Genomic DNA, 6,797 nt, shown 5'->3' with positions numbered 1-6,797 from the left:
GCTTTAAAATCGGTGAAATTTTTATAGACGACGGCAAGGATTCGGGTCTTGATATAAAGGATCTTATCTATGAGGCAAACTTTAAAAACGGCATCCAAGATCTAGACGACAATATAACCAAGCTCTTTTTGAATGACATAGATTTTGCAGGCAGCACAAAAGAGCTCGTCGTAACTGTAGATAAGCAGCGCTTCGTCGTAGTTACGGATATGAGCACAGAAGGTAGCTACCGCGTAAAAGATGGAATTTTAAATTTCAACGAAAGCGATAAAGCCCAAAGCCTAAAGATCGCCGATGTGCTAGTGCGAAACATCCATTTAGGCGTCGATACCAGCTTTAGCGCCGCACTTTTCGAAAAATATCTGTCTGTTATCTCAAATCCGCAAGAAGGCGAAAAATTAGCGGAAAATAAAGAGCTTTTTATGAAGCTGCTAAAAGATGATATGAAAATCAACGTGAATGATTTTTCGTTTGAAAATAGCCTCGGCAAAAAATTTGCTTTTAACGCAAGCGCGCTAGTAGGCGGCTACATCGACGAGACGCAGCTTTTTAAGCGTATGAGCTTGGACGGCAAAGCTACGATAAATACGACCATCACGGACTTCCTATCGCCTTATGACAGCCTGCGCGATTTTGCGCCGATGGCGGAAGTTTACGGCTCGCAGTTTCTTAAGCCAGACGGAGATGGAGTTAAGATGGAGTTTAGCTTCGATAAGGCAAGCAACTCTATGATCTTAAACGGAAAGCCTATCCCGCTACCGCACAACTAAATTCTTAAGCTTTGCGGGCGGATTTTAAGCCTGCCCGCAAAGATTTTTGTTTTCCTGCTTTTTCGGCGCAAAATTTCGCAAAGCTTTGCGAAATTTTTACCTGCAGAATTTCGCGGTGGCGCCATAAAATTTCGCTCGAATTTTACCGCATCTTTTCCGCCCGCTTCGTTAAATTTTAAAATCTGTAAGCCAAAATCTCATATTTGCAATGACAGATAGGCTTAAGCAATTTTGGCTATAATGCGCGCTTTTGCAGCGCAGCTAGCGTAAATTTAAAAGACGGCGGATTATGAGCGGCATTTATTCAAGATGCCTCTTTTGACGACGTATTTTATATTGGGAAACTAACGCTAAATTTGCATTTTTAAATTTCAAGGAACGATATGAAAGTAATCAAACGCAACGGCAGAACCGAGGAACTTGACGTAAGCAAGATCAAAAAATACACGAGCGAGGCGGTAGAGGGGCTGGAAAACGTAAGCCTTAGCGAGCTTGAGGTGGACGCAAAGATCCAGTTTCGCGATATGATCACCACGGAGGAGATCCAACAAACCCTCATCAAAACCGCAGTCGAAAAGATCGACGTGGATCGCCCGAACTGGACCTTCGTCGCCGCGCGGTTATTTTTATACGATCTATATCACAAAGTAACGGGCTTTAGCGGCTACAACAGTCTAAAAGATTACTTCGCTCGCGGCGAGGCGGCGGGCCGCATAATGCTCGGCTTAAAGGAAAAATATGATCTAGAGGATCTAAATTCTTATTTGCAGCCGCAGCGCGATTTGCAGTTTAACTACCTAGGCATCAAGACGCTTTACGATCGCTACCTCATCAAGGATAAAAGCGGCGCGCCGATCGAGCTTCCGCAGCAGATGTTTATGGCGATCGCAATGTTCCTCGCGCAAAACGAGCTTGATTGCCAGAGCTGGGCGAAGAAATTTTACGATCTCATATCTAAATTTGAAGTCATGCTCGCGACCCCTACGCTCTCAAACGCCCGCACGACGCGACATCAGCTAAGCAGCTGCTACGTGGGCTCCACGCCCGATAATATCGAAGGAATTTTTGATAGCTACAAAGAGATGGCGCTTCTGAGCAAATTCGGCGGCGGTATCGGCTGGGACTGGTGCAAGGTGCGCGCGATGGGCGGCAGCATCGACGGGCATAAAAACGCCGCGGGCGGCATCATCCCGTTTTTAAAGATCACAAACGACATCGCCGTCGCCGTCGATCAGCTGGGCACGCGCAAGGGCGCTATCGCCGTGTATATCGAGCCGTGGCATATGGACGTGAGCGACTTCCTCGATCTGCGCAAAAACTCGGGCGAGGAGAGGCGCCGCGCGCATGAAATTTTCCCCGCGCTGTGGATAAACGATCTGTTTATGAAAAGACTTCAAAGCGGCGGCAAATGGACGCTCTTCGATCCTGCAGAAGTAAGCGATCTGAGCGATCTATATGGCGCGGAATTTGAGGTGCGCTACGAGCAGTACGAGGCCGACGATAAAATTTCAAAATCCACCATCCTGGCAAAGGAGCTTTGGAAGAAAATTTTAACGAGCTATTTTGAGACGGGTATGCCGTTTTTGTGCTTCAAAGATAACGCCAACCGCATCAATCCAAACGCGCATCAAGGCTTAATCAGGAGCTCAAATTTATGCACCGAGATCTTTCAAAACACGGCGCCGAACCACTACAAAATCAAGGTCGTCTTTGCCGACGGCAGCGAGAGGCTGTTTGAGGAAAACGAAGATGTAAGAACCGACGCGGGCATCGTAAAAAAGGCGAAAAAGATCACCGCGCTGGACACGCTGGGCGGCAAAGAAATTTTTATCGTAGAAAAGGGCTGCAGCGAGGGCGCGACGGCGGTTTGCAACCTCGCAAGCGTAAATTTAAGCAAAATCAACAGCCGCGAGGAGATAGCTCGCGTGATGCCGATCGCCGTGCGGATGCTCGATAACGTCATCGATCTAAATTTTTACCCGCACGCCAAGGTCAAACACACCAATCTAAAAACGCGCGCGATAGGGCTCGGCGTAATGGGCGAAGCGCAGATGCTGGCCGAGCGCGGCGTGAAGTGGGGCAGCTACGAGCACTTCGAACTGATCGATAGGATAATGGAAAACGTGAGCTTTAACGCGATCAAGGCAAGCTCAAATTTAGCCGTAGAAAAGGGCAGATACCCTGATTTTGCGGGCTCGAAGTGGAGCGAAGGAATTTTCCCGATCGATTTAGCGAACGAAAACGCCAAAGCGCTCGTTAAGCGCGGCGGGCTTTTTGAGCAGAGCAGCTGCGACTGGGACGGACTGCGCGAGAAAGTAAAGCGCGACGGCATGCGAAACGGCTATCTGATGGCGATTGCACCGACATCGAGTATCAGCATACTCGTAGGCACCACGCAGACGATCGAGCCGGTGTATAAGCGCAAATGGTTCGAGCACAACCTAAGCGGCATGATCCCGGTCGTCGTACCGAATTTAAGCCCGAAAACGTGGCAGGCGTACGTGCCTGCGTACGAGCTCGATCAGCGCCTACTCGTAAAAGCGGGCGCCATCCGCCAAAAATGGATCGATCAAGGTCAGAGCCTAAATATTTTTATGAGCCTGGATAAGGCAAGCGGCGGCTATCTAAGCGAAATTTACACGCTTGCGTGGCAGCTGGGGCTAAAATCGACCTACTACCTGCGCTCCGAAAGCCCCGATAGCGAGAAGCTAAACAACGTCGCGGATCGCTCGATCGAGTGTGAGGGGTGTCAGTAAAATTTCGAGAGATTTTAGAATTTTTTAAGCGCCGCCATAGAATTTTGTAAAAATTTAAGCGTTTAATACTAATGGAAAGGCAAAATTATTCACTAAGTAATTCGCCCCTCTCGAGGTGTGAATTACTTAAATTATGAGCGATTATGATCGGATTTGCAAAAATAAAATTGCCCAATAGCGCTCGCTCAAATTTAAAGCGTAGATTATTCCACCTGCCCGAGCTTTTTAAGATAAGCAAAAATTTTAGCGATCTCGATCATTTTATTTAGGCTTTCGAGCAGCTTCGCGCTTTGCGAGCTCGGCGCGGATTTGAAAATTTCGCTATTTTCAACGCCTATTACTAGGCTGTTTTCGCCCAGGTAAAGCTCGGTTTTGCCGAATAAATTTACAGTGATCGTTTGCATATTTTCTAAAATTTTTTTGTTCTGCAAAAAGGCGGCGGCGGCGGGATTGTTGAGATAAACATCAAACGACGCGCTTAGGTGCGGGCTGTCTTTAAGCAGCTTCAGATCCGACGCGCCGAAGATGAACTCTCCGCGCGGCACGACTAAAATTTTACTATCGAAAGTCTCGCTAAAATCAAATTTTGCAAAAAGTCCGTCAAAGATCGCAGTATCGTCCTTCTTCTTAAGATGCAAAATTTTATCCAGCTCAAATACCCGATTTTCTCTGTTTTTATCGAAATCGCGGCTTAGTCAGATGTCGCCGATTTTTATGCCAAATTCGGGCGTCTTGCCCACTATAGCGTGCTTGCAAGTGCATAGATTTGCCTCTTTGCGGAGCGGATTTTTGTAAATTTCATCAAGTAAAAACGCGCCGAAAGGCTGAAAGGTAAGACGCAGCTCCTTTGCAATCCAAAGCAGAAATTCGTTTTTAAAAGCCTCTTCGCTGAGCGCTTCAAATTTACGCGAAATGCGCACGGCTAGGTATTTGTAAGCAGGATAAGCAAGAGCTAGCAGCACTAATAAAAACAGGAATGAGAAATCTCCAAAATCCTTGCGCATAGCAATAAACAGCGCCAGTACTACTGCCGCCACGCCGCCACGCATCTTCCAAAGCGCCACGTTGCGCGCTCCATCTAGTTTTTGCTTTTTTAATTCGTAAGAAACAAGGCTCATCGCTATCCCCGTGAGTGAAATTTGACGCTCATTATAGCGAAAAATGGGATTAAATCAAGCCATACGATAAGCGCGTTGCTATTTATAAGGCGGGTTTTTTATAATAGCTCAAAAGCATAGAAATCGCCGTCTTTTTCTCTACATTTTACAATATCGCCATATTTGAATTCTAAAATTTCATCCAGTTCGGATTCAAATTTCGTCGTATCGGTAATTTTAAAAATATATTGCGCGATTTGAACAGCCTTTACCAGGCACCATACATTAATATCTTCATTCAAAATTTTTATAAAAATTTCTTTATCGGTCGCGCTCGCCATATTAAACCTTTCCGCCCGGTTATCTAAAATTCTTTCTGCCTAGCCACAATTTAAGATATTTTAATACGTGTCTTAAATAATCATTTGTAGCATTGGCTTTAAAGGTGCTCGCGTCTGATTCTATCAAATACCAGCTATATCCGTCATCCTTTAAAATATTCATTTTGCGATGTTTGGCCTCAGTGTTTGCGTCCGATATCTCTATATCCAGCACTTTATTTGCAATATTCATTTGCACCGATAGATTGGAGCTTAGATCATATATGAAACGGTTAAAATCTTTGATGATATGGGTATTATATACGTCATCGATCATCTCGGCTCTTCTCTTCCTAAAAATTTCCTCTTCTATTGGGTCTCCATCAAAAAGCTTACCATAATGATCTTCATCGGTTGCGGCCTCTTCGTAAGACGCGGTAAAGCATCTAAAATATTCCCCGTACATCCCAAATTTCCAATTCGTAGGTATCGTTTCATCTATTACTTGAAAATATTCGCTATTAAATCGATAGTAATCTATATCATCTAAAAATGGTAATATGCAATAATAAACCTGTCCCTCTTCATATTGGATACCATGAACAAAATAGGTTCTGTTTAATTCCAGATACTCATGCTCGTCTTCTTTTATACATTTTACAATCATTTTTAATCATCCTTAAATTTGAAATTATCTACGGCTTCTATGATGGGCTACCCGTCTTTATAGCCTATTATACTATTTCTAACAAGTTCTGTAAAAAATTCTTTGTTTTTGGATTTGTTGATTACCTCTTTTATAGCATTAAAGGATAATTTTAAATTATTTAAATTGCCGTCTATAATGTAAAAACCGCTTTTCTCACACAATGATATTATGCCTCTTAATACGGCTTCGTACTCGGATCTAAAATCGATACGAAACGTAACGGACTCTATTATATTATTAGCATCAAAAAATACCTCTAGGCGGTTGCCGTTTTCGCTTCCGTATAGATCCATTTCGTTAGACCAAGATTTTTCGGGCTTTAATAGGTGCGAAATTTCAGAAAATATCTCTTTTTTGATCTTTGCTTTTTTCCAATATTTATCGTCTTCAAAGAGCTTTATATTGCCATATTGCGGATCGTATTGCAGATCGTATGTATCGCTTTTAGGTAGAATAAAAAACTCACATTGCCAAATTGCCATATCTTTCCTCAAATATTTTCATTATAAAATTTTAAAAGTAATACACATAGCAGCCTCGGTCATCGTATATATCAAATAAAATCGAAAATTTCTCTTTATTGTTTACGGCTAACTGAACTCTAATGTTCAAAGAGGGCTCTTTTGCCAGCTCAAGATTAAAATGGCGCAGCAGTATGGATCTCAAAAAATTTGGCTCAAGCGCCTTTTCTTTTATAAAGATAACGCCCGCTCTGGCGCCGTTTTTATAGGGCTTAGCTTTTGTGTATTGCCCTTTATTCATATTTTTAAGAAGATACTCCTCTATTTTCTCATCTCTTTCCCAAAAAAGAATTTTATAAACTACGCTATCTAAGTGGCTTGCTTTTGAAATTAAAAACATAACTAGCCTTATTTTAGCCTCGACATCGATATTTTCAAAATCTATTCTCGATCTGGCTACACCTCTTTTATTTCTACTTATTTTTCTAAATTCTATATCGAAATTAGTTGGGTCTATAATGCTTTTTATCATTGTCGTCGCCTTTCAAAGCCCTTTTGCTGCGTGATACCATACAAGCTCGCTTTAAAATCCTTATCTACTTTTTCCATTTAAATTTAAATCTCTTTCGCTTTATTTTTATAAAATTTTCCAGTTGCTTATCGGTAAAATTTAAAATCTCTTTT

The 6,797-nt window shown here is 42.9% G+C and carries 8 protein-coding genes; 2 read left to right on the top strand and 6 right to left on the bottom strand.

The genetic code is table 11. The features are described 5' to 3' along the window. Together Q0256_RS10855 and Q0256_RS10850 are read left to right on the top strand one after the other, a co-directional pair. The coding region (locus Q0256_RS10855) for a hypothetical protein (RefSeq protein ID WP_297963002.1) at nucleotides 1-770 on the top strand (770 nt) is incomplete at its 5' end. Between the two features lie 383 nt (nucleotides 771-1,153). Next, nucleotides 1,154-3,526 (top strand): ribonucleoside-diphosphate reductase subunit alpha, encoded by a 2,373-nt coding sequence (locus Q0256_RS10850; protein WP_297962999.1) that lies wholly within the window; start codon nucleotides 1,154-1,156, stop codon nucleotides 3,524-3,526. Nucleotides 3,527-3,729: 203 nt separating this feature from the next. Here the strand turns inward: Q0256_RS10850 and Q0256_RS10845 are convergent, their stop codons facing one another. The 6 genes from Q0256_RS10845 to Q0256_RS10820 all read right to left on the bottom strand — a co-directional run bounded on the left by Q0256_RS10845 (nucleotide 3,730) and on the right by Q0256_RS10820 (nucleotide 6,645). Further along, nucleotides 3,730-4,164, bottom strand: coding sequence for a DUF3137 domain-containing protein (locus Q0256_RS10845; protein WP_297962995.1), 435 nt, complete (start codon nucleotides 4,162-4,164; stop codon nucleotides 3,730-3,732). Between the two features lie 57 nt (nucleotides 4,165-4,221). Further along, complete coding sequence (locus tag Q0256_RS10840) at nucleotides 4,222-4,644, bottom strand: hypothetical protein (RefSeq protein WP_297962992.1); 423 nt, start codon at nucleotides 4,642-4,644, stop codon at nucleotides 4,222-4,224. A 98-nt stretch (nucleotides 4,645-4,742) separates the two neighbouring features. Further along, nucleotides 4,743-4,964, bottom strand: coding sequence for a hypothetical protein (locus Q0256_RS10835; protein ID WP_297962989.1), 222 nt, complete (start codon nucleotides 4,962-4,964; stop codon nucleotides 4,743-4,745). A gap of 19 nt (nucleotides 4,965-4,983) precedes the next feature. Further along, nucleotides 4,984-5,409, bottom strand: a complete 426-nt coding sequence (locus Q0256_RS10830; protein WP_297962987.1) for a hypothetical protein — start codon at nucleotides 5,407-5,409, stop codon at nucleotides 4,984-4,986. 248 nt (nucleotides 5,410-5,657) lie between these two features. Beyond that, entirely contained in the window at nucleotides 5,658-6,134 is a 477-nt protein-coding gene (locus Q0256_RS10825; protein ID WP_297962984.1) for a hypothetical protein, read from the bottom strand. A gap of 31 nt (nucleotides 6,135-6,165) precedes the next feature. After that, nucleotides 6,166-6,645, bottom strand: a complete 480-nt coding sequence (locus tag Q0256_RS10820; RefSeq protein WP_297962981.1) for a hypothetical protein — start codon at nucleotides 6,643-6,645, stop codon at nucleotides 6,166-6,168. Nucleotides 6,646-6,797: the final 152 nt, after the last annotated feature.

Source organism: uncultured Campylobacter sp. (assembly GCF_937949835.1).
Lineage (GTDB): Bacteria > Campylobacterota > Campylobacteria > Campylobacterales > Campylobacteraceae > Campylobacter_B.
The sequence above is the reverse complement of the archived record's forward strand: the minus strand, read 5'-3'. Positions and strand labels throughout refer to the sequence as shown.

Coding starts and splice junctions, on each gene's coding strand:
- Q0256_RS10850 (WP_297962999.1), top strand. CDS start 1,154: ATGAAAGTAATCAAACGCAACGGCAGAACCGAGGAACTTGACGTAAGC.
- Q0256_RS10840 (WP_297962992.1), bottom strand. CDS start 4,644: ATGAGCCTTGTTTCTTACGAATTAAAAAAGCAAAAACTAGATGGAGCG.
- Q0256_RS10835 (WP_297962989.1), bottom strand. CDS start 4,964: ATGGCGAGCGCGACCGATAAAGAAATTTTTATAAAAATTTTGAATGAA.
- Q0256_RS10830 (WP_297962987.1), bottom strand. CDS start 5,409: ATGTACGGGGAATATTTTAGATGCTTTACCGCGTCTTACGAAGAGGCC.
- Q0256_RS10825 (WP_297962984.1), bottom strand. CDS start 6,134: ATGGCAATTTGGCAATGTGAGTTTTTTATTCTACCTAAAAGCGATACA.
- Q0256_RS10820 (WP_297962981.1), bottom strand. CDS start 6,645: ATGATAAAAAGCATTATAGACCCAACTAATTTCGATATAGAATTTAGA.